The 20,880-nt window shown below is 47.7% G+C and carries 27 protein-coding genes; 18 read left to right on the top strand and 9 right to left on the bottom strand.

Features of this window, described 5'->3' with window-relative positions:
* Positions 1–121: 121 nt before the first annotated feature.
* From MKR94_RS14180 to MKR94_RS14140, 10 genes are all read left to right on the top strand, one after another.
* A complete protein-coding gene (locus tag MKR94_RS14180; protein WP_241647524.1) occupies positions 122–598 on the top strand; it encodes a hypothetical protein in 477 nt (158 codons plus the stop codon).
* Between the two features lie 134 nt (positions 599–732).
* Positions 733–879 (top strand): hypothetical protein, encoded by a 147-nt coding sequence (locus tag MKR94_RS14175; protein ID WP_241647523.1) that lies wholly within the window; start codon positions 733–735, stop codon positions 877–879.
* A 98-nt stretch (positions 880–977) separates the two neighbouring features.
* Positions 978–1,949, top strand: coding sequence for a coiled-coil domain-containing protein (locus MKR94_RS14170; protein WP_241647522.1), 972 nt, complete (start codon positions 978–980; stop codon positions 1,947–1,949).
* Positions 1,950–1,968: 19 nt separating this feature from the next.
* Positions 1,969–2,091, top strand: a complete 123-nt coding sequence (locus tag MKR94_RS17000) for a hypothetical protein (protein WP_277755679.1) — start codon at positions 1,969–1,971, stop codon at positions 2,089–2,091.
* Positions 2,092–2,191: 100 nt separating this feature from the next.
* Entirely contained in the window at positions 2,192–2,512 is a 321-nt protein-coding gene (locus tag MKR94_RS14165; RefSeq protein ID WP_241647521.1) for a hypothetical protein, read from the top strand.
* Positions 2,512–3,393: a RecT family recombinase gene (locus MKR94_RS14160; RefSeq protein ID WP_241647520.1), complete on the top strand. Its 882-nt coding sequence runs from the start codon at positions 2,512–2,514 to the stop codon at positions 3,391–3,393. The genes MKR94_RS14165 and MKR94_RS14160 overlap by 1 nt, the downstream gene beginning before the upstream one ends.
* Positions 3,390–4,073, top strand: coding sequence for a YqaJ viral recombinase family protein (locus MKR94_RS14155; RefSeq protein WP_241647519.1), 684 nt, complete (start codon positions 3,390–3,392; stop codon positions 4,071–4,073). The genes MKR94_RS14160 and MKR94_RS14155 overlap by 4 nt, the downstream gene beginning before the upstream one ends.
* The gene (locus MKR94_RS14150; RefSeq protein ID WP_241647518.1) at positions 4,066–4,536 is read left to right on the top strand and encodes a single-stranded DNA-binding protein; all 471 of its coding nucleotides are present in this window, start codon (positions 4,066–4,068) and stop codon (positions 4,534–4,536) included. The genes MKR94_RS14155 and MKR94_RS14150 overlap by 8 nt, the downstream gene beginning before the upstream one ends.
* Positions 4,537–4,583: 47 nt before the next feature.
* Positions 4,584–5,123, top strand: coding sequence for a phiTE_072 family protein (locus MKR94_RS14145; RefSeq protein ID WP_241647528.1), 540 nt, complete (start codon positions 4,584–4,586; stop codon positions 5,121–5,123).
* On the top strand, positions 5,120–5,518 hold the full coding sequence (locus MKR94_RS14140) for a hypothetical protein (protein WP_241647517.1): 399 nt from the start codon (positions 5,120–5,122) through the stop codon (positions 5,516–5,518). Before MKR94_RS14145 ends, MKR94_RS14140 begins: the two co-directional genes overlap by 4 nt.
* 120 nt (positions 5,519–5,638) lie before the next feature.
* Here the strand turns inward: MKR94_RS14140 and MKR94_RS17065 are convergent, their stop codons facing one another.
* Positions 5,639–5,794: a hypothetical protein gene (locus MKR94_RS17065; RefSeq protein ID WP_241647529.1), complete on the bottom strand. Its 156-nt coding sequence runs from the start codon at positions 5,792–5,794 to the stop codon at positions 5,639–5,641.
* Between MKR94_RS17065 and MKR94_RS14130 the strand changes: the two genes are divergently transcribed.
* From MKR94_RS14130 to MKR94_RS14120, 3 genes are all read left to right on the top strand, one after another.
* On the top strand, positions 5,720–5,920 hold the full coding sequence (locus tag MKR94_RS14130; protein WP_241647527.1) for a DUF4060 family protein: 201 nt from the start codon (positions 5,720–5,722) through the stop codon (positions 5,918–5,920). The genes MKR94_RS17065 and MKR94_RS14130 overlap by 75 nt on opposite strands.
* A gap of 72 nt (positions 5,921–5,992) precedes the next feature.
* Positions 5,993–6,229: an excisionase gene (locus tag MKR94_RS14125; RefSeq protein ID WP_048912340.1), complete on the top strand. Its 237-nt coding sequence runs from the start codon at positions 5,993–5,995 to the stop codon at positions 6,227–6,229.
* Positions 6,204–7,271, top strand: a complete 1,068-nt coding sequence (locus tag MKR94_RS14120; RefSeq protein WP_241647516.1) for a site-specific integrase — start codon at positions 6,204–6,206, stop codon at positions 7,269–7,271. The genes MKR94_RS14125 and MKR94_RS14120 overlap by 26 nt, the downstream gene beginning before the upstream one ends.
* Before the next feature lie 228 nt (positions 7,272–7,499).
* On the opposite strand, the gene MKR94_RS14115 is transcribed toward MKR94_RS14120, so the two are convergent.
* The 4 genes from MKR94_RS14115 to pdxB are packed head-to-tail and all read right to left on the bottom strand — an operon-like array spanning position 7,500 to position 11,191.
* The gene (locus MKR94_RS14115; RefSeq protein WP_241647515.1) at positions 7,500–8,159 is read right to left on the bottom strand and encodes a DedA family protein; all 660 of its coding nucleotides are present in this window, start codon (positions 8,157–8,159) and stop codon (positions 7,500–7,502) included.
* An 11-nt stretch (positions 8,160–8,170) separates the two neighbouring features.
* Entirely contained in the window at positions 8,171–8,995 is an 825-nt protein-coding gene (gene truA / locus MKR94_RS14110; protein WP_241647514.1) for a tRNA pseudouridine(38-40) synthase TruA, read from the bottom strand.
* Positions 8,995–10,002, bottom strand: a complete 1,008-nt coding sequence (locus MKR94_RS14105; protein WP_241647513.1) for an aspartate-semialdehyde dehydrogenase — start codon at positions 10,000–10,002, stop codon at positions 8,995–8,997. Before MKR94_RS14105 ends, truA begins: the two co-directional genes overlap by 1 nt.
* A gap of 58 nt (positions 10,003–10,060) precedes the next feature.
* Positions 10,061–11,191: a 4-phosphoerythronate dehydrogenase PdxB gene (gene pdxB, locus MKR94_RS14100; RefSeq protein ID WP_241647512.1), complete on the bottom strand. Its 1,131-nt coding sequence runs from the start codon at positions 11,189–11,191 to the stop codon at positions 10,061–10,063.
* A 200-nt stretch (positions 11,192–11,391) separates the two neighbouring features.
* On the opposite strand from pdxB, the gene flk reads away from it, so the two are divergent.
* Complete coding sequence (flk, locus tag MKR94_RS14095) at positions 11,392–12,429, top strand: flagella biosynthesis regulator Flk (protein WP_241647511.1); 1,038 nt, start codon at positions 11,392–11,394, stop codon at positions 12,427–12,429.
* Here the strand turns inward: flk and MKR94_RS14090 are convergent, their stop codons facing one another.
* On the bottom strand, positions 12,430–12,873 hold the full coding sequence (locus tag MKR94_RS14090) for a rhodanese-like domain-containing protein (RefSeq protein WP_422047532.1): 444 nt from the start codon (positions 12,871–12,873) through the stop codon (positions 12,430–12,432).
* An 82-nt stretch (positions 12,874–12,955) separates the two neighbouring features.
* Between MKR94_RS14090 and pdxR the strand changes: the two genes are divergently transcribed.
* The 3 genes from pdxR (at position 12,956) to MKR94_RS14075 (ending at position 15,908) form a co-directional block, all read left to right on the top strand.
* The gene (gene pdxR / locus MKR94_RS14085; protein ID WP_241647509.1) at positions 12,956–14,302 is read left to right on the top strand and encodes a MocR-like pyridoxine biosynthesis transcription factor PdxR; all 1,347 of its coding nucleotides are present in this window, start codon (positions 12,956–12,958) and stop codon (positions 14,300–14,302) included.
* An 818-nt stretch (positions 14,303–15,120) separates the two neighbouring features.
* Positions 15,121–15,585, top strand: a complete 465-nt coding sequence (locus tag MKR94_RS14080; RefSeq protein ID WP_241647508.1) for an STM2901 family protein — start codon at positions 15,121–15,123, stop codon at positions 15,583–15,585.
* Positions 15,579–15,908, top strand: a complete 330-nt coding sequence (locus tag MKR94_RS14075) for a DUF1493 family protein (RefSeq protein WP_241582822.1) — start codon at positions 15,579–15,581, stop codon at positions 15,906–15,908. The genes MKR94_RS14080 and MKR94_RS14075 overlap by 7 nt, the downstream gene beginning before the upstream one ends.
* 15 nt (positions 15,909–15,923) lie before the next feature.
* Here MKR94_RS14075 and MKR94_RS14070 read toward each other — a convergent pair whose 3' ends face one another.
* On the bottom strand, positions 15,924–17,117 hold the full coding sequence (locus tag MKR94_RS14070) for an arabinose transporter (protein WP_241647507.1): 1,194 nt from the start codon (positions 17,115–17,117) through the stop codon (positions 15,924–15,926).
* 89 nt (positions 17,118–17,206) lie between these two features.
* Positions 17,207–18,427: a beta-ketoacyl-ACP synthase I gene (fabB, locus tag MKR94_RS14065; RefSeq protein ID WP_241647506.1), complete on the bottom strand. Its 1,221-nt coding sequence runs from the start codon at positions 18,425–18,427 to the stop codon at positions 17,207–17,209.
* A 153-nt stretch (positions 18,428–18,580) separates the two neighbouring features.
* Here fabB and mnmC point away from each other — a divergent pair, with 153 nt between their 5' ends.
* Positions 18,581–20,569: a bifunctional tRNA (5-methylaminomethyl-2-thiouridine)(34)-methyltransferase MnmC2/FAD-dependent 5-carboxymethylaminomethyl-2-thiouridine(34) oxidoreductase MnmC1 gene (mnmC, locus tag MKR94_RS14060; protein WP_241647505.1), complete on the top strand. Its 1,989-nt coding sequence runs from the start codon at positions 18,581–18,583 to the stop codon at positions 20,567–20,569.
* On the opposite strand, the gene MKR94_RS14055 is transcribed toward mnmC, so the two are convergent.
* Positions 20,562–20,855: a YfcL family protein gene (locus tag MKR94_RS14055; protein WP_241647504.1), complete on the bottom strand. Its 294-nt coding sequence runs from the start codon at positions 20,853–20,855 to the stop codon at positions 20,562–20,564. The two genes, mnmC and MKR94_RS14055, sit on opposite strands and share 8 nt — an antisense overlap.
* Positions 20,856–20,880: the final 25 nt, after the last annotated feature.

Here is a 20,880-nt window from a genome sequence, read left to right as displayed (position 1 = left end):
CCGGCTGTTGTGGTGACTAAAGGGGGTCGCGCATCCTGAGCGGCATATAAGAGCAGGAACCAATTCTTGATGGCTGATTATTCGGTCATCGTAAATCAGTTTCAGTTAGTGCGAGGTAGGTATGGGTCAATCACTATGGGTTCCTTACCCTGAACATGAATTCCGATATCGTGATATGCCTGTTTTCTGGAGATATCATTCAGGCGTTGAAGAAGATGGCATTAAAGTTTATGCAATGCAGTTCGTGGCGTTTTATGAAACTGAGCATTATGCATGGCTGGCTCCTGCTTACTGGTTAACCGGAGCTTATGGTAATCCAGAGCCAGAAAGGTGGCTTGCTGAATGGAAAAGTAAAAGAAATCGATACGCAATCAAGAAGGTATTAAAAACTGCTGAGCGCTCATATGCATTCAGCTCTAAGAAGTTAGCGATGGAAGGATTCTTGAGAAGAAAGAAATACCACCTAATGCGATTGAAGCAGGACATAGCAGTTGTAACGACTTTGGTCGATGGTTTAAAGAATGTAGATGAATCTTCGCTTAGTGATGATTACAACTTTGGACACAACGCAGAAACAGAATCGTGGGTATTCCTTTGAGGAGTAACTCATTGAGCGTGAATAACTAGCTACTCACTCCCTACCCTTACCAGACAAGGGTTAAGACAGAAAGTGAATAGCTTATTGAATAGATACAAGTCGCCTAGAGCGGCTTTTTTTATGGGAGAGAGAAAATGGATAAGCAAATACCAGAGTGTTATGCGCAGTATGTCAGAGATTTTCTTGAGAACAATTGGCATGACTTTGTCGATCTGCTTGCAGAGAATTACGACGATGATGCAGAAGGCATCGCCGAAGAAATCGTTAAGGCTCTGGCCTAATTACTATAAATGGCACCTACGGGTGCTTTTTTTAAGCCCTCATATCAGCGCCTATTCAATGAGTGGGCTGTTATATGACAAACATTCAGGAGAGTGACATGACAGAAACTACAGATTTGGCAGTGCTGGAGATTAAACCTGAACAGGCTCCGGCGCTGTACGTTGAGAATGGCCTTAATAGCTATTACGAGCAAATTGAGCGCCAAGTGTTGGGCGAGGTTCCAGACCTATCAACAGCTAAAGGTCGTGCCCGTGTGGCATCGCTGGCAGCTCAGGTTTCCCGCAGCAAGACAGCAATTGAAAAGCCCGGACGTGAGTACCTCAAGCGGCTAAAGGAGCAGCCAAAAATCGTAGAGGCTGAGCTGCGTAATTGGAATAACAAGTGTGACGCACTGCGCGACAAGGTTCGTGACCCTCTAACCCAGTGGGAAGCGGAGCAAGAGAGAATCAAGCAGGAAGAAGAAGCGAAACGTGCCGCTGAAGCTCTCGCCAAGCTAGTTGAGTCTGACCACGAAATCGCCCTACTTCTCAATGAGAAGTTTGACCGTGACCGAGCAGAAGCAGCGTGCATCGCCGAGCAGCAGCGCATTGAGCATGAAACACGTATCGCCCGTGAAGCCGAGGAACGTGCTAAGCGTGAGGTAGAAGAAAAGGCACAACGTGAGCGAGAAGAATCAGCCCGCCGCGAAGCAGAGCTAAAGGCCAAGGCTGAGCAAGCTGAACGAGATCGCATCGAAGAGAAAGAGCGCGCTGAGCGTGAAGCCAAAGAGCAGCAAGAACGCAGCGAAAGATTAGCCCGTGAAGCAGCTGAGAAAGCTGAGCGTGATAAGCAGGAAGCTATCGAAGCAGAACGTCGTAAAGCTCAAGAGGTCGAGAAAAAGCGTTTAGCAGAAGAGAAACGCATCAAGGATGAAGCCGCAGCCAGAGCTGCAAATATTGAACATAAGCGCCAGATTAATGCAGCAGCAGTCGCCGACCTTATCAATGCCGGGCTAACAGAAGAGTGTGCACAAGCCTGCATCAGAGCAATCGCTAAAGGTCATGTTTCATCAGTATCAATCACCTACTAATTACATCGGAGTATCGCTAATGACCATCAACGTCATCGGCGGCGTCATTGGCGCTGCTACCACTTACTTTAAAACTCAACTAGACCGCATCAAACGCTTTGTTAATGACGCGGCAAGACCTAATCGGGAGGCGTTTGCATGATTGACTTATTCAAGTTAGCACAAGCCATGAGTAGAGAGGCTATTGAGTCGAAAGATAAAGAACTTTGGGCATTGGCAATGAGTTACTTATGGAGGTCAAAATGGACTTGCAAACAGTAAGAGAGCTGAAGCAGATAGTCGAAACTTTGCGTTCAGGCTCCAATAAGCTAGAAAAAGAGTTAATCAAGCAGAGAACTGAAGAGATTATCGAAAATATCAAGTCAAACCCCATTTTCGAGTTACTCATCAAGTTAAACGAAACAGACAATACTAAGCGGGCCATTCAATATCTGGTCGATTACGACATGGATGCTCAGTGCAAAGGGACTGAATCACTTTACGACTTGATTGAGTCGCGCGTTATCGTAGAACGTGCATTTGAAATTTACGACCATCGGAAGGATTACCGGGGGGCAGCGTGATGTCTAATAACGTAATTGAGTTAGTACAGGAGCAGGAGGGATTATTCAATCGGTCCCTATCTGACCAATCAGTAACGTGGGCTAAGGAGAGCCAGTTTGCAATTCAACTATTCCAGAAAAATGAATCTCTGGCTAAGGTGGCAATGGCTAATCAAGCTAGTGCACAGAATGCAATCATCAACGTTGCTGCCATCGGTATCACATTAAATCCAGCCAGCAAGTTAGCTTACCTCGTTCCCCGTGACGGCATGGTATGCCTAGATATTAGTTATATGGGCCTGCTTCACTTGGCCCAATCAACCGGCTCAATACTATGGGGCCAGTGCAAGCTAGTACACGAGCATGATACATACGAGTCTAACGGATTAGACAGCGCCCCTACTCACAAATATAACGCTTTTGGTGACCGAGGTTCGGTGGTCGGAGGTTACTGCACGGTTAAAACTCCAGAGGGTGATTATCTCACCGAGGAAATGAGCCTTGCTGAAATCAAACAGGTTGAAGGTTCAAGCAAATCTAAAGGCTCAACATATAGCCCTTGGTCTAAATGGTGGGATGAAATGGCCCGTAAAACCATCGTCAAACGTGCTAGCAAATACTGGCCCCGCCGTGAACGCCTTGATAACGCCATCAACCATCTAAATACCGAGGGCGGTGAAGGCATCGTTACCCAGAACGAGCCACGGGACGTCTCCCCTGCTACCGATGAAACAATCCAACTCATCAATGACCAGTTGTTAGCTATGAATAAGACTTGGGACACAGACCTACTTCCGCTGTGCTCAACGATATTCAAGCGCAGCATTACCAAGCCAGCAGATATCACCGAATCTGAGGCAATTAAGGCCTTAGACTTCATTAAGAAAAAGGCTGCAGCATGACACCAGAAATCATTCTCAACCGCACAGGTATAGACATTAATCAGGTCGAGCAAGGAAGCTACGACTGGCTGAAACTTCGATTGGGAGTGATAACAGCATCGGAGGCTGGAAAGGTCATATCAGTACCCCGTTCAGGGAAGAAGTGGACCGACACTAAGCTCAGTTATTTCTACACCTTGCTCGGTGAGGTCTGCACAGGTGAAGTAGTTGAAGTGACAGCCAAACCCCTAGCATGGGGAAAAGAGCATGAATCATCAGCAAGGACGCTTTTCGAATTCACATCAGGCGTAGACGTTTCTGACGCCTCAATAATCTACAAGGACGATTCCCTACGCTGCGCTTGCTCACCGGACGGGCTATGCAGTGACGGCCGTGGACTTGAGTTAAAAAGTCCATACACCACAGCTGTATTTATGAAGTTTCGCCTTGGAGGGTTCGATGCTATCAAGGCCGAGTATATGGCTCAGGTTCAATACAGCATGTGGGTAACTGGCAAGGATGCTTGGTACTTCGCAAATTATGACCCAAGGATGAAGAGAGAAGGAATTCACCACGTTCTGGTCGAGCGTGAACAGGAATATATGAATAAATTCGACGATATGGTGCCGGAATTCATTGAGAAGATGGACCAATCATTAGCAGAAATCGGTTTTAAATTTGGGGAGCAGTGGAATGGCTAGTCGCGGAGTTAACAAAGTAATACTCGTTGGGAACTTAGGGCAAGACCCTGAAGTCCGGTACCTTCCAAACGGAGGGGCCGTAACCAATATCACGTTGGCAACTTCGGAGAGCTGGCGTGATAAGCAGTCAGGTGAACAAAAGGAAATCACAGAATGGCATCGTGTAGTTTTATTTGGAAAGTTGGCAGAAGTAGCCGGGGAGTATTTGCGTAAGGGTTCCCAAGTTTATATCGAAGGCCAGTTAAAAACTCGTAAATGGCAAGATCAAGGCGGACAAGACCGCTACGCCACGGAAGTTGTAGTAAATGTCGGCGGCACAATGCAGATGTTAGGCGGCAAACAGGAAGGCCAGAAAGCAAATGGTAACAGCCAACCTAAAAATAATACTCAGCAGACTCAACGCAGTCAGCCACAGCAATCGAATGAACCGCCTATGGACTTTGACGACGACATCCCATTCTAGCAACCCCATCGCCAAGGAAGGCTAAATTATAGTGGAGAGTAGTAATGATAACTGTTGAGAAAAATGACGTCCTTTCAATGACGATAACTGGCGCTGAAAGGCTAGACCCGATTCGGGTAATGATTGAAAACTACGAGCCCGGAAAGGGAAGGATTACAGTCACTTGTTACGGTCAGGCATGGACAGGTGCTTGGTTTGCTATGGGTGGTGATACGGTTCAAGAATTTATTCAACGAGTCAGCAATGATTACCTTATCGGCTATTTTGATAGGTCGCTAGAAAGCACCATTGATGACGATAATGAAGAAAATATTAATTTCGTCCAGAAAGAAATAATCAAACTCCGTAGGTCTAATGAGATAAATAGCACTGAGGCTCGTGATATGTGGGATGAATCTATCGGCTCAGGAGACGTGAAGGAGAAGGTCTGCAATTACCAACTAGTGAATTGCCTATTGAACCTATTTGGCGATGACCCATTCTATGCTGGCTGGCCTACCATTCCGAACCCTAAATATCAATACCTATCAAGAATAATTGATGCAGTTCGCGCGGGGCTTAAAGAACTTGAATTGGAGGCAGCATGATTGCATTAACACAAGAGAAGCGTGAAGAGTTGGCTAACTACGCCAGAGCGCGGCTAGCATCTCATGTAGTATACGGTGGCTGTAGTGATGAAGAAGATATATTCAAGATAGCCCTAGCATCACTAACGGCAGAGACAGTCCTATATGCTGTAGATAGTGATGTCGAGGATAAAATCTATACGGTTTTGTGCAGTGAGCATGAAGTTGGGTCTTACCCACTTTACACCGCCCCGCCAGTGCCGGAGATTAAGTTAATTGAGCCTGCTGATTTCATCCGAAAATGGAACAACTCAGACGACTGCCCACTCGCAGGATTAAGCGCAAAGTCAGCGGCTAATAAAGCAGTATCTTCCTATGCTCAAGAAATAAAACGCCTAAACGGATTGGGGGAGTGATGGTTACTTTATCGATATTACATTTTTCAATTGTCTGCGGATTGTTAGGGGCTGGAGTCATCTGTGCCCTAATTCTTCTTATGTTGGCTATTGGAGGGCATATCAGGACATGAAAGATATTCAGCCTAAGCATGATCTTGTGTGTGGTGAAGTAAGAAGGAATACATGATGCGCGAGGTTATCCGAGGCGATACCGAACCAGTGCATATCGTGGTCGCCAGCAAAGCCATTGATAAGCATCGATTGAAGTACGGAACTGGCAATAAGTATCACCATGTCGTCTATCCAGTCGGTTATCGTGACCGGCATTATCAAATAGAAGTAGTCACCAGAAAGACAACCATATCCGCAACGGTAATCACCGGATGCAGGAACCTATCAAGAGTTCATCACGAACAATAAATCAACCCAACCTATTCCCGCACCGATAATCGGCGGTATCGTCATGTCTGCGGGAAGGTAAAGGAGAATGCTTTGGCAACCTTAACATTGAGACAGTGGAATCAAAAGCAGCCTATTCAGCTTAGCGAGGAACAAGTAAGGCGTGATGTGCGTAATGGTAAAATATACCCAGCACCTAAAAAGTATGGTCGTTCATATATTTTTGATGAATCGGCGACGAGACTAGATAATAGCGAGCTGCGCTCACCTAAAAATAAACCGAGTTTAATGCAAAGGATGGCAAATGGCTGCGCGTCGAAGAACCAGTAAAACCAGCGACCTACCACCTAACCTTTATTGTAGGGATGGATACTATAGCTATAGAGACCCAAGGACGGGTAAGGAGTTTGGGCTAGGGAGAGATAAGCGATACTCAGTCACTCAGGCTATCGAAGCTAATATGTCTATGTCGAGCCATAAAGTCGTAAGCTTGGTCGATCGAATTAATGGCCATGAGGGTGTTTTATTTGAGGATTGGGCGCAGAGATATTTAAAAATATTGGAAAGGCGAAGCATCAGCAAAAGCTCAATGTCAGAGTATCGTAGTCGGGTAAAGGCTGTCTCGGCGCGATTTGATAAGTGCGATCTGACAGAAATACGAACTAAGGACGTTGCTAGTTTTCTTGATGAATACGTTCAGGATGGAAAGGATTCCCGGGCGAAATTGATACGCTCTACTATGCTTGATATGTTCCGTGAGGCAATATCAGAGGGATTATTAAGCGTTAACCCTGTGGAATCGACTAGGAACTCAAGAATAACAGTGAAACGAAATAGACTTTCTGTGCAGGATTTGAAAGGGATTTTGCTGTCATCCTACCAAATGCAGGACTGGGTTAGCCTGAGTATTGAGCTGGCAATTGTCACTGGGCAAAGGGTTAGTGATATTTGCAAAATGAAATGGTCAGATGTAAAGGATGGAAAGCTTTGGATTGAGCAGAAAAAGACAGGGGCGAAACTCACCATACCTCTATCAATCCAAGCGCCAAATTTAGAGATAAAACTCAGTGATGTTATTGATAGATGTAGAGAATCGTACGGTAAATGTGAGACGCTAATAGCATCGCGAACCGGTCAAATGTTAACGGTGAAAAGCATATCGCGCTCATTTTCCCAAGCAAGAGATAAATCAGGTTGTAAATGGGAAGGCGACCCACCATCATTTCACGAAATCAGAAGCCTTTCGGCACGTCTATATGCCTCAGACAAAAGCAATGAGTTTGCACAAAGATTACTCGGGCATAAATCAGCGCAGATGTCTGAGAGATACATAGATTCTCGCGGTAGTGAATGGCTGGATGTTGGATTGTGAATTAATTTCGAACGATTTAGGAATTACATTCCCAAGTCATTGTTTAAATTGAAATTATACGCAACACCCTCAATCCAGCTCATTGAGGACCTTTCTGTTTGAACCTGGTTTTACCAGTCACTGTGTTTCTGCTGAATGATTACTCAACAGCCAATAAATAGCGCTCATTAAACCACAACCGTGAGGTTCTGTGGATAAAAATATGGAGCGATTATACAGATATCAGCATTATGCTGAAGGATCTGTATTATTCTTTTTCGCCCGATGGCGGATTACTTCAATAATGCCAGGCAGTACCGAGACCACGATAATCGCGACGATCAACAAGTTGATATTGCTTTTCACCACCGGTAGATCACCGAAAATTGCCCCAGCGTAGCTAAATAATGCTACCCAACATATGCCACCAATGACGTTATAAAATCCAAATTGGCGATAACTCATGCGTCCCATTCCAGCAACAAAAGGCGCGAAGGTCCTGATGATAGGAACAAAACGCGCCAGGATAATGGTTTTCCCGCCGTGCTTATCGTAGAACTGATGCGTTTTATCGAGGTAGCTCTGGCGAAAAATGCGCGAATTCGGACGGCTAAAAAGTTTTTCGCCAAATAAGCGCCCGATGGTGTAGTTCAGCGCATCGCCCAGTACGGCGGCAATCACTAATAATCCTACCATCATATGCACGTTTAACGCATTACTTGGTAAAACAGCGAGCGCACCCGCGATGAACAGTAGGGAGTCGCCAGGCAAAAAGGGTGTCACCACCAGCCCCGTCTCACAAAAGATAATAAGAAAGAGGATGGCGTAGACCCATAATCCGTAATGCGCGATTAACGCCGTTAAATGAACATCTATATGCAATATAAAATCAATGATCATTGATAGCATTGCATAACTCCTTATTGAGGAAAGTAATTATCGTCTGCGAGGAAAAGCGGCCCCAACGCAGGTGTTGGTAGTGTAAAATGCTCGGGATAGTCAACGGCAACTAAATAGAGCCCTTCCGCTCTCGCTGTTGCCGCCGCTTTAGTCCGATCGCGCAATGCTAAGAGCTCCGCGATCCACTGTTCAGGCTGATTTCCCATCCCCACTTCCAGCAGACTGCCGACAATATTCCGTACCATATGGTGGACGAAAGCGTTGGCTTTGATATCGATAATCACAAAGCTACCTTGGCGTATAACATGAATATGTGAAATATTACGCCATGGCGTCCGCGATTGGCATTGCACTGCTCGAAACGAGGTAAAATCGTTCTCTCCTAACAGACTCTGTGCAGCGCGATGCATTTTATCGGTGTCTAAGGGATGATAAAAATGCGTCAACCCTTTTCCGAGAATAGCTGGACGTAAGCGCTCGTTATAAATCACATAGCGATAACGCCGTGCCGTCGCGCTAAAGCGGGCATGGAATTCATCCGGTACCGCCTTAACCCAACGCACCGCAACATCGTCGGGTAAATTCGCATTGACCCCTAACGTCCAAGCGGCATCCGCCCGTTTAGCTTGTGTTTCGAAATGAACCACTTGTCCTGTCCCATGTACCCCAGCATCCGTTCGCCCGGCGCAAAAGACATCGATGGGATGATTAGCGACTTGGGTCAGGGCTTTTTCGAGGACCTGTTGAACACTGCGTACTTCGCGTTGGCGTTGCCAACCATAATATCGGCTGCCATCGTACTCAATCCCCAGTGCAATTTTGTACGGGGTTTCAGCTGTCGACATTACAAATAATCCTCAATCAGGCGCTCTGCAGTTTTCACTGCCATTAAGGCACCTCCGTAACGGACGTTATCCGCTACTGACCAAAACTGTAACCCTTCAGGCTGGCCATAATCTTGACGGATAGCACCAATATAAAGCTGGTCTTGGCCTGTACCTTCGCTTACGGGTGTCGGAAAGTCGTGTTCCTCGCTCACCGCCAGATCAGCTTGCTCACCCAATACTTGTTGGGCTTCATCAACTTCCAGTGGACGCGCAGTGATCACGCGAACACTTTGCGCATTACCATAAAACACCGGTGCTTGGAGCGATGTCACACTCAATGGGAAACTTTCGTCTTGTAATATTTTGCGTACTTGGTCCACGACACGGCGTTCTGCCGGGACACTGCCCAGCTCATCGGTCGCCAGCGGCATCATATTGAAGGCTAATTGACGACCAAAGTGATAGTTCTCAGGCGGGATACCGTTGAGTAAGCGTGCGCTTTCACCCGCCAATGCATCGACCGCAATTTTCCCTTGGGCCGAAACAGATAATAATTCAGTCAGCTGGATAGATTGGACACTGGCAGCCTGATCAAGTGGGGCAATAGCGTTCATCAGCTGGCTCACTTGGCTATCGGCAACCGCAATAATGTTACGATTACGGTAGTCGGCCAGTGTGTTGTCATTGACGCCAACCACGGCTAAGGGGACATCATGGGCTAATGCAAAGAGTCCACTGCTATCGATAACAATACATCCTGCATCCGCGGCGAGATCCGCATAGTCAGCACTGGCTTGTTGTCCCGCGACAAAAAACGCTAATTGGCTGTCGCTCCAGTCATGATTGCGCGCATCCTGAACGAGGTAATTTTTTCCGGCAAAGCGAATGGATTCACCTGCACTCTCTTCAGTGGCCAGTAGCGTAACGTTACCGACCGCGAACTCACGCTGCTCTAAACACTCGATTAACGCTCGGCCAACGGCACCGGTCGCTCCTAAAATAGCAATATTCCAACCCTGGGACATGGGGTACTCCACACTAAATTAACGGGATGAGTCACACCCACCCCAACAACAACTGAGCCTAAGCGCAGTACAAGGTATTGAATCCGAGTTGACGAAGTCGTTCAGCCGTCGAGGCAGTCGAACAGCTAACGGTTAATGAAGACCATTCGCGGCGCTCTTGATATTGCTTTCTTAGCCGGTCAAATCCCCCTTCATCAGCGATATGCTGCCTAAGCAATGCATCATCGCGGCGCACATCATACACGAGATGAGCTAAACGTTTTAGAAGTGACTGCGAAAACTCGCCTGTGACCTGAATCGCGCTGATATCAGGCTGAGGCAATAATTCACTTAGAGTGATGCGTTCTGGCTGTCCGATAAACGCGGTCCACGCTTCATAAAGTTGCGTGGTTCCCCGCACTTTACCTTCTAAGGTGTAGCCAGCGATATGGGCCGTCGCGATATCGACTTGAGCCAGCAGTTGGCGGTCGAGATCGGGTTCTGGCTCCCACACATCCAATATCACACTCAGATCGTTGCGCTCAGTAAGCACCTGCTTAAGGGCTTGGTTATCTACCACCGCGCCTCGGCAAGCATTAATCAGCACACAGCCAGGCCGTAATGTTTCGAGCAGATGGCGATCAACACAGTGCCACGTTTGGTAGGCACCCTGTTTAATGAGTGGTGTGTGGAAGGTCAAGATATCGGCTTGTGCCGCGATATTTTCTAATGAAAGGAACGTTTCTTGATCACCGCGATCGGCTCGTGGCGGGTCACATAATAGCACCTTCATCCCCAAGGCTTCACAGCGAGCTTGCAGACGACTCCCGACATTGCCGACACCGACAATACCAATTGTCTTATCACATAAAGTATAACCGTCGCGTTCAGCCAATAGCAGTAACGCGGAAAAGACATATTCTACCACCGCAATAGCGTTACAGCCGGGTGCCGCGGAAAACGCCACACCTGCCGCCTCGAGGTCCGCCAACTCGACATGGTCAGTGCCTGCCGTCGCCGATCCCACAAAAGCTAGCGGCGTATGGGTCACCAGCTGCGTATTAACCGGCGTGACCGAACGCACCATCAGTGCTTGGGCATCCTGTAATTCGCTTACCGGCAGGGGCCGGCCTGGGACACGTACGACCTCTCCTTTACGACTGAATAACTCTTGCGCATAGGGCATATTTTCATCGACAACGATTTTCATGATTTGGCCTAGAAGGTAAAAAGAGAGTGTTAAGATATTCTGTCATATTCTTAGGCTGAAAACACCTGAGATCGATTCTCATCAACAGGACAAATAATGCGGTAACAGGCAGATTGTTGCTTGGGATTTTATTGGGGGGTTGTTATGATAGCGGGCTATTCTCCGGTCATCCGGTTCTTAGTTTTTGTAAGGATGTTGCCATGCAGCCACTCAGCGGCCCTCGCGGATATTCCGACGGTCCACACCGTTACGACTTAACCTCCCCGAATAGCCTAAAAGCGAAGCCGTTGCACAGTGAAGCACTTTCCTCCACGCAACGTACTGCGCTGGAACGCATCATCGTTAAAATTTTGGCGATCAGTAGCCTTAAACCGCCGGCGCTTTGGGCTGGAATCCGCCACCACGTAAACGTCAGTGGCGACGCCGAACTGCTTTCGTCGCACTTTCCCGAAGCGGAAAAGTGGTTACAAGGCGTCCTTAAGCAAGAACAGAATAATCATCTAGCACGCCGCCAATTACAGCAGCTTACCGATTTACTTCCTCAAGGTAATAATCGGCAAGCCGTCAGCGAATACATTCGCCAGCAATTTGGGCAAACGGTGCTAAGTGCCCTGACTCAGGCACAACTGCAGCAAGTATTAACCCGTCTTCAGCAAGGGCAGATGTCGATCCCGCAACCGGTACAAACTACCGCCACCGCGCGGAGCCTACTGCCAGCCGAGCATTCGACACTTAGTCAGCAAGTGGTCAAATTATCCGTCGCCAACGGCGAGTCACCTATCAGTGTCTGGGAAACGTTACATAGCTTGGTCGGCTTAAAAGACGGCGACCCGATTCCCGCCAAGCACTACCCTTTGTTGATTCAATATTTACAGGCTCGCCAGCAGTTAGTGGGACAGAGTAGTCTTTTACTGCCACAATTATTGCAAGGCTTAAAACACCCTGCAAGCAGCTTAGAACTTGAGCAGGCAGCAGTATACTGCCAACAGCATTATCACTTAGCTGCAGACGCCTGCTTATCACGTGTGCAAGCACAAGATCTTCTCAATGTGCTATTTAGCCATCGTGCTGGCTTCGGTTGGCGGCCGCCACAAGGTGCACTCACCGCGGGTCCTATTCCGATTTATCATCCCGCGCCGCCTGTTACGGGGCAGACAAGTTTTTGGCCATTCTCTTCCCGGGTTACCCTAACGATTATTGGGATAGTGCTACTGTTTCTCTTTATTGTCTGGCTCTAATTAGCATCCACACTGTATCGACGCTGCATCAGTGGGCCAAGTGCTTGGCTCGCTGCCTTCGATAATTGGATGGTTATCCCGACGCCAAAAATCTAAGCCGCCAATCAATTCTTTTACCTTAAATCCGGCTTGCGCGAGGTTATACGCCCCTTTGGTTGAGCCATTACATCCTATTCCATCGCAATAGGTGACATAATGAGCCTGTTTAGATAACGTCGCCAATGTCAGAGCATTCATCTCGCGATGGGGAAAGTTTATCGCGCCGGGAATATGGCCGAGGCGGTAATGCTCGGCAGAACGGACATCGAGTATGATGCATTCTGCGCTATCACGCTGGCAGCTTTCTGCTAAGTCCCAAGCATCAATATAATACGCCAATTTGGCGGTTAAGTAGGCTGCACTGTCCGCAGGGTCAGCGTAATGAAAAATTGAGTCTGTCATCATCATTCTCCTTGAGTGGTCGACACAGAATATCGCATTATTAAGGCTCTAATCAGACCCATTTTCGATAAATTATCAGACCACTATGACGCTGCGCTCTTCAATCTGGTTATCCCTGACCTTAGCCGAACGTGGGAATCGAGTCACACAGCTATGCCGAGTCCTGAGAGCGGCTATTGAAAAGGGGCAATTGGCCCCCGGGGAGCGTTTGCCTTCTAGCCGTCAATTAGCCACAGATTTGGGTTGCTCGCGAACGACAGTGGAAGCGGCGTATCAACGGTTAACCACACAAGGTTACCTGACGCGACTTCTCGGTCAAGGGAGTTTCGTGACACAACGTGGTTTAGCGCTCTCGTCACCGGCTTACCAAGGATTACCCCCGACATTATCAAATCGGGGACAACAGCTGTTAGCTCAGCCTCAGTGTCCCGACCCGCGGACGATACAGCCATTCAGTGCCGGCGTACCCGATGTGAACGCTTTTCCGTTACAACAGTGGGCCGAGGTGACTCGTCGAGTAATGGAATCATTATCACCAGAGCAACTGCTTTACGGTGACCCGCAGGGACTGGCAGAGTGCCGCAAAGCCATTAGCCATTATTTAGCGTTATCCCGCCAAGTTAATTGTTCGCCTTCACAAATTATTGTGATGAACAGTTCACAACAAGGCCTGCAATGGCTGGCTCATATACTGTTGGATGAGGGAGAGACCGTTGTGACTGAGGCATTATGCTACTCAGGAGCGGTCAATGCCTTTCGGCAAGCGGGTGCGGTTCTTGCCCCCCAGACTATGGATCAAGACGGTGCGATCCCCCCGCCCCATCACGCCAAGTTGGCTTATCTTACACCGGGACATCATTACCCTTTAGGGATGACAATGAGCGACTCTAGACGTCAGCAATGGCTAGATTGGGCGACTCGACATCAAAGCTGGATTATTGAGGATGACTATGACGGTGAATACCATTACCGCAATGACCCTCCGGCCTCCCTGCAACGACTCGACCGTGGCCAAAAGGTCATCTATCTTGGAACATTTTCCAAGACACTCTTTCCCAGTATCCGACTTGCCTATATGGTCGTGCCCCCCGCCCTTGTCCCCCAGTTAGCGAGCGCACGGCAACGTCTCGACAGTCACACTGCCGTATTATCACAAGCCGTAGTCGCTGCGTTTATTTCAGAAGGTTATTTTGCGAGTCACCTTCGTTTGATGAAAAAACTCTATGCCGCAAGACGCGCTCTGCTGATTGAGTTACTGAAAGAGTGCCCAGCAGATACCGTTCGTTTGCTGCCATCCGAAGGCGGGCTACAACTGGCTATCGAATATCTTAGAGGAAGTACCTCTGCAATCACAGCTGCTGCCAGCCGTAAAGGGCTAGAGCTCGCTGAACTTGCCCCACTGTGTTTGACCACTCCAATGATTAATGGCTAGATACTCGGCTTCGCGGCGCTGACTCCGCAAGCGATACGTCAAGCGGTTACGCTGTTGAACGAGGTGTTGCAGTGCGCAACATCGTTAGACTGACCCAATGAGATCAGACGACTGGCCAAGCGTTATCTCCTTCATAGTCATTTTATGGATCTCAATAAATTACCGAATTAAGGCTCAGAAATATTTATCTCCTCCCACAACGTCAACGACGAGACGAGACGAAAAAAATCGTATGATGCTTTATTCCTATTAAGCTAAAGGTTGAATACACATGCTGTAGTCTAAAAAAGAGAAACTAATAGAGAGATCCGGAGGTAATAACTTTAGGGCAAGTAGGGATTATTCAAGAAAATTATACTTTGGATAAAATTTTCATCTTGCCAGAGAAACAATTCAGAGGATATGGTTGGAGGTTGTTGAAACAAACTATCTGGTAATAACTTCACTCAGGGAGTAAATAACTTAATAATCGATTTTCTCGCTATACAGACTGATAACGGTTTAAAAATTCTTTTCAACGGTTGATAAAATATAAAATAATAAAAGCCTCTAGCTTGTAAACTAAACTCACCTATCGGTTTTTAGCAGAAAATTATGCAGTGATAAAATCCCCCCTTACTCGCTCGCAAAGGACATTGTCTCTATTCCACCTTGCAGCACCATTTCGTGTACCGGATAAATATAGAGTGAAATAGTTAAAAACATCTAGAAGATTGTCGCAATCCACTCCGTGAATATTATCCATTCACTAAGGGTTGATTTTTATAATGTTCACTTATCATAGTGTGTACTTGGAATAAAAAATAGGAAAGGAATCAATGGATACGGTAGAAGAATTAAATGGTAATTATTTCTATGCGGGAAGACAAAATCTTACCGCTGCTGAACTTTTATTCATGATATTTTGTGAAAATACAGCAGTCCAATTCGGTATTGGTGTGGCAGATTTTAGTGCAATTATCGCTATTGTTTCAGGGAGAAATAACTTGAGTACAAGAGGAAAATTAGCCAACACGACTAAAGGGACCTCTTATGCATCCAAAAGTGCGAGGGCTATATTCGGTAAAACAAAATTTCCCTTTGGATTATCATTACCTACCTGGCTTGGTGGTTACACACCTTGGACGGTTCGTCGCGTTATGGTTCACAACATTGCGTCCTTCGTTGGCCGTTCTATTCCATTGCTCGGAGTAATGATCCTTGCCTCTGATGTCACTCAAATTACCTACAGAACCCTTCGAGACTATAACACCATAGCGAGAGGCAACGATAAAGTATGGTAGAAGAAAGTATTGAGCAAAGAGTCTATGAACTTGTACGCCCTTATGCTGGCACTTATCTATTCAACTTAAAGAAAGTTGAGCTAACACCTGACACTGATTTAGATACAGATCTCAGTATTGACGAGCTTGAAGTCGAAGATCTGATGAATAACTTTTTTGATAAGTTTGATGTCACACGGGGTAATTTTAAACTTCAAACTTATTATCCTTATGAACCTTTCTTGTTGAACCCTTTCAAAAAAAGAGCTCCGATACCAGTGCCTGACTTCACTCTGCGCATGCTGATCGAATCAGCGAAAGCCGGACGGTGGTTATACGATTAAACTTTTTTCAAGCGGTTACGCTGTTGAGCGAGGTGTTGCAGAGCGAAACATCGTTAGACTGACGATTACCCCAATCAACGCGCAACAAGCGCCGGCTAGGTAGACCGCGCCGTAGCCTGCGCTATTTGCTAAAAACCCTGCCAAAGGCCCCGTGGCCCCATAGGCAACATCTTGAAAGGCAGAGAAACACCCGAGTGCGGTGCCGCGCACCTGTGCGTCTACCCGCTTCATGATTTCGACACCCATAGCTGGGAAGACTAATGAGCACCCGGCTCCCGTTAACGCTGCACCTACTAAAGCATGCCATGCCTGCTGGCTAAAGCAGAGCAGTAATAAGCCGGCCATTTCTACCCCTAGCGAGATAATGGTGACTTTGATACCGCCCATTTTATCCGGAATTCCGCCAAAGAAGACACGGATTAAAACGTAAGCCAGCCCAAAAATAGTTAAGGTATAGCCCGCATTTCCCCAATGTTCCGCAGCGAAATAGAGGGAGATAAATGCGCCAATCACTGCAAATCCCACCCCCTGAAGCGCTAATACGGCACCGGGCGTCAAAATCTGTTTCAACACGGTGGTGAAGCCCGGACGATCGCCGCCACTTACCGGTACCGCAGGGATTTTGGCATTACACAATAGCGCGACAATTGGACAGGCTATACACGCGAGACTCACCCCAAGAAAATCGAAATGATGATAAAGATAGAGCCCAATTGGCGCACCTGCTGCGAGCGAGCCGTAGATAGCCATACCGTTCCAAGACATGACAATCCCCGAGCGTGGCTGCCCAATAAGGCCTAGCCCCCAAGTCAAGTTCCCTGTCAGTAAAAAGCTTTCGCCTAAGCCGAGCAAAATACGTCCTAACAGCAGTAGACTAAATTGCAGCCACACAGCGTGGCTAGCAAAAACGCACAGCAAATACGCCACGCCCACCAAGGCAATCACCCCCATGCCGAGTCGGGTAGTCTGCTTAGCCCCTTGCTGATCCGCTTTTTTCCCGGCAAACCCTCGATTAGCCAGTGTCGCAAAGAATTGGATACCTACCGCGATACCAACCATCACATTATTCATTCTAAGACCATCATGAACGAATAAAGGGATAACCGGTAATGCGATACCCGCAGTGAGATAGGTGAGAAATACAGCAAAAGAGGTTACTGCTACCGGTTTTACAGAACGCTCTTCAGGACGGCACTTGTCCTCTGTCATCACTATGACTCCTTTTTAACTGCGGGGGGATTTTATTTAAGCCAATAAAAACGGCAGCCTAAGCTGCCGTTTTTTCAACGATAAATTCATTATGACGTAAATTTACGCATCGTCAATGTCGCGTTGGTCCCGCCGAAGCCAAAGCTGTTTGACATAACAGTCGTCAGCGCGCGCTTGGTCGGTTGAGTGATAATGTTCATCCCTTCTGCCGCCGCATCCGCTTGCTCGATGTTAATGCTTGGTGCAATAAAACCGTGCTCCAACATCAGTAGGGTATAGATCGCTTCTTGAACGCCTGCAGCCCCCAAGGAGTGACCTGTCATTGCTTTCGTTGCAGAAAGTGCCGGCGTGTTGTCACCAAAGACTTCACGGATAGCGCCTAATTCTTTCACATCACCAACTGGAGTCGAGGTACCGTGGGTATTCAGGTAATCGATCGGCGTGTCCAGACCTTCCATCGCCATCTTCATACAACGTGCTGCACCTTCACCTGAAGGGGCAACCATATCGGCACCATCAGAGGTTGCGCCGTAGCCAACGATTTCCGCATAGATATGCGCACCGCGTGCTAGTGCATGTTCAAGCTCTTCGACCACGACCATACCGCCACCGCCTGCAATAACAAAGCCATCGCGCTCTGAATCGTAAGTACGGGAAGCTTTCTCTGGTGTGTCGTTATATTTAGTTGATAACGCACCCATTGCATCGAACTCGCAAGCCAGTTCCCAGCACAGCTCTTCACCGCCACCCGCGAAAACAATATCTTGTTTGCCCAGCTGGATTTGTTCCACTGCATTACCAATACAGTGTGCAGAGGTTGCGCACGCAGAACTGATGGAATAGTTCACACCATGAATTTTAAACGGCGTCGCTAAGCAGGCAGAAACACCTGAAGCCATCGCTTTGGTCACGACATAAGGACCAACCGCTTTCAAACCACGTGGGCTACGCATGGCGTCAGCACCAAAAACTTGGAAGCGCGGAGAACCACCGCCCGAACCCGCAATTAATCCCACACGTGGATTGTTTTGATATTGCTCTTCGGTCAGCTTCGAATCTTTTACCGCTTCTGCCATAGACAGATAAGCATAGATTGATGCATCGCTCATAAAACGCACAACTTTGCGATCAATTAAGCCTGTGGTATCCATTTTAACGTTACCCCAGACGTGGCTGCGCATGCCTGCATCTTTCATTTCATCAGAAAAAGTGATTCCTGAACGCCCCTCACGAAGAGAAGCCAGCACTTCCTGCTGATTATTACCAATGCTGGAAACAATCCCCAAGCCAGTGATCACTGCACGTTTCATTCACATTCCTCATAACAACTATCATCTTATGGGGTGCACTTTAGCGTACAGTTGTACGCCGAACAACCCCCTATACTCAAACTCTTTGTAAATTTGCCTATAAATTGTGATATCGCTAGACTATTCACAAGTCTTCCGCAAAGAGCCATCGCCGTGAAATCAGCCACTATTAACCATGCAGACCTCGTTTGGAACGAACAAGGTACACCTGTTTCGCAATTTTTCGATGACGTCTATTTTTCCAACGATAACGGGTTAGAAGAAACACGTTACGTCTTTTTAGAGGGTAATCACCTCTCCACCCGCCTAATTGATTCGCAACAGGATACCTTTACCCTTGCAGAGACCGGTTTTGGAACAGGCTTGAATTTTTTGACATTATGGCAAAGCTATCAGCAGTTAGGTCGTCAGAATAGCACCTTAAAATTACCGCGATTACACTTTATTAGTTGCGAAAAATACCCATTAACACTGGCAGACCTAGAACTCGCCCATGCGCATTGGCCTGAGTTGGCAACCTTCTCACAGGCACTCCGTCAACAATGGCCCGACGCCCTACCCGGCTGCCATCGTCTCATCTTTGCGCAAGGAAAAATCATTCTCGACCTGTGGTTCGGCGATATCAACGACATGTTAGAGGATCTAAAAGCCAATTTAGTTCAAAAGGTTGATGCATGGTTTTTAGATGGCTTCGCACCATCGAAAAATCCTGATATGTGGACCCACCAACTGTTCGCGACATTAGCGACAACAGTAAAGAAAACAGGTACCTTTGCAACCTTTACCGCAGCAGGCTTTGTACGGCGCGGGCTGGAGCAAGTAGGCTTTAGCGTGACGCGCCGTAAAGGCTTTGCCCATAAACGCGAAATGCTAATTGGACAATTAGCTACCCCGCCTGATTACCAACATCCTACCCCTTGGTATCCTCGCCCCGCCGCAAATAAAAAAGAGATCGCTATTGTTGGCGGCGGAATTGCCAGCGCCTGTCTTTGTCTCGCGTTGGTACGACGCGGTTGGCAGGTGACGCATTATTGTGCCGATGCCAAACCCGCTGCAAATGCCTCGGGAAATCGGCAAGGTGCGGTGTATCCGCTATTGCACGCACAAGACCCGCATCTTGCGACATTTTTTAGCGCGGCATTTACATTTGCCAAGCGATTTTATCAAGCCCTACCCTTCTCCTTCGAACATCAATGGTGTGGTGTATTACAACTAGGATGGGATGACAAGAGTCGAAAAAAAATTGATCAACTCGTGGCGCTCTCATTACCGCCATCGTTAGCAACATTCGTCAGTGCTAACGAGGCGAGTGACCTCGCCGGATTAGCCATCGAACATAGTGGTATTTTCTATCCAGAGGGGGGCTGGCTATCCCCCGTCGAATTGACCGCGAAAATTTTTGATTGGCTAAGCTCGCAAGGCGTGGTGTGTCATTGGGGCTGCGGCATCGAAAACCTCCACCAGCAGCCTAACGGCGACTGGCAACTCGATTTTGTCGAAGGTGGCCATGCCCAGCATTCGCAAGTAGTCTTGGCCAATGGCCATCAGTTAAGCCGCTTCACGCAGACTGAATTCTTACCTGTATATCCGGTTGCCGGCCAAGTGAGTCATGTCGATAAACAACAGCCCTTGAGCCAGCTCGCTACGGTACTCTGCTACGAGGGGTACTTAACCCCTTTAAGCGCTACTTACCAAAGTCATTGTATTGGCGCCAGCTATCGCCGCGGGGAGACAGATTGTGATTATTCTGCGGATGAACAACGGACGAATAAACAACGCTTAACACAGTGCCTGCCCCATAGCACTTGGGCATCATCACTGGTAATGAGTGATCATGCTCGCATCGCCGTGCGCTGTGCAATACGCGATCATCTTCCGATGGTCGGCGTATTAAGCGATTATCAACAATTCGTGGCGGAGCCTGCTAGGCCGAAAGAACAGATAGCGGAGAGTTACCATTCAGGTCTCTCTGTACTGGGGGGATTGGGATCGCGGGGCCTGTGCAGTGCGCCGTTAGCGGCGGAATTACTCGCCTCGCAACTCGCAGGCGAAGCACTACCACTTGATTTATCTACCTTAAATGCGTTACATCCCGGTCGATTCTGGATACGCAAACGCATTAAAGGCAGACCAATTAGTTAGTGGAAGATAACTCTGCTACCGCGCGGTGGTAGAGATCTTCCCACAATTGCGTGACCAGTTTTTGGTCAGGGGGCGAGAGCTCGCCCGCTTTGATCGCTTGAGCGAGACTCTGTTCCACTTGAACTTTCAAAGCTTCGGGGTCAGCGGACGGCTGATCTTCCAGCTCCGCCACCGCTAAGGTCAAATGCCCCCGCAGGTACCCCCCAGCAAAAAGCTCATCGTCAGAACCGTGTTCTACCGTCTTGTCGATACTATCGAGGATATGCTCTTCGAGATCTGTAATCATGACTTTTCCTAAAAATGTTGGCGTA

The sequence above is a fragment of the Rosenbergiella metrosideri genome (genome assembly GCF_022602565.1).
In the GTDB taxonomy this organism is placed as follows: domain Bacteria; phylum Pseudomonadota; class Gammaproteobacteria; order Enterobacterales; family Enterobacteriaceae; genus Rosenbergiella; species Rosenbergiella metrosideri.
Note: the sequence above shows the minus strand (reverse complement) of the source record. Positions and strands in the feature narration are given on the sequence as shown.